This window comes from Streptomyces sp. DH12 (assembly GCF_020873895.1).
In the GTDB taxonomy this organism is placed as follows: Bacteria; Actinomycetota; Actinomycetes; order Streptomycetales; family Streptomycetaceae; genus Streptomyces.
The window spans coordinates 1-617 of sequence record NZ_JAHWGT010000439.1; the positions used below are offsets into that span (position 1 = coordinate 1).

Sequence of the window (617 nt, forward strand, 5' to 3'; positions counted from 1 at the left end):
GAGCAGCGCACGGTGATCCCCGCCCTCCGCGCGGGCGCCGCCGGCTACGTGTACAAGGACATCGACCCCGACGCGCTGGCCGGCGCCATCCGCTCCGTGCACGCCGGGCACGTGCTGCTGCAGCCGGAGGTGGCGGGCGCGCTGCTGTCCCAGGAGGAGAGCGGTTCCGGCGCGGGACGCGCGGGCTCCCTCACCGAGCGGGAGCGTGAGGTGCTCGGGCTGATCGCGGACGGCCGCGCCAACCGGGAGATCGCCCGCGCCCTCGTGCTCTCCGAGAAGACGGTGAAGACACACGTGTCGAACATCCTGATGAAGCTCGACCTGGCGGACCGCACCCAGGCCGCGCTGTGGGCCGTACGGCACGGGATCAGCGGCTGACCGCCACTGCGCCATCACCCGGAAGGTTCCCCTCCGGTGTGAGATTCATACCGTAGGGGGAACGGCCTCCGGGTCCCGTATCCCCGGCCTGGGCCGTGCGTTGCCCAGTGCGGACCGCGGCGCTCGCCGCGGTCGTCGCAAGGAGGGGAACGGAAAGTGAAGAACCTGAAGAAGGCAGCCGCTGTGACGATGGTGGCGGGCGGTCTGCTCGCCGCCGGTGCGGGCATGGCCTCCGCCAC

1 protein-coding gene and 1 pseudogene are annotated in these 617 nt (G+C 72.1%); both read left to right on the forward strand.

The window, feature by feature from the left end:
* The coding region (locus LPA54_RS35045; protein WP_228984644.1) for a response regulator transcription factor at positions 1 to 378 on the forward strand (378 nt) is incomplete at its 5' end.
* A 156-nt stretch (positions 379 to 534) separates the two neighbouring features.
* Positions 535 to 617: pseudogene (gene chpE, locus LPA54_RS35050) on the forward strand (chaplin ChpE); the annotation flags it as partial.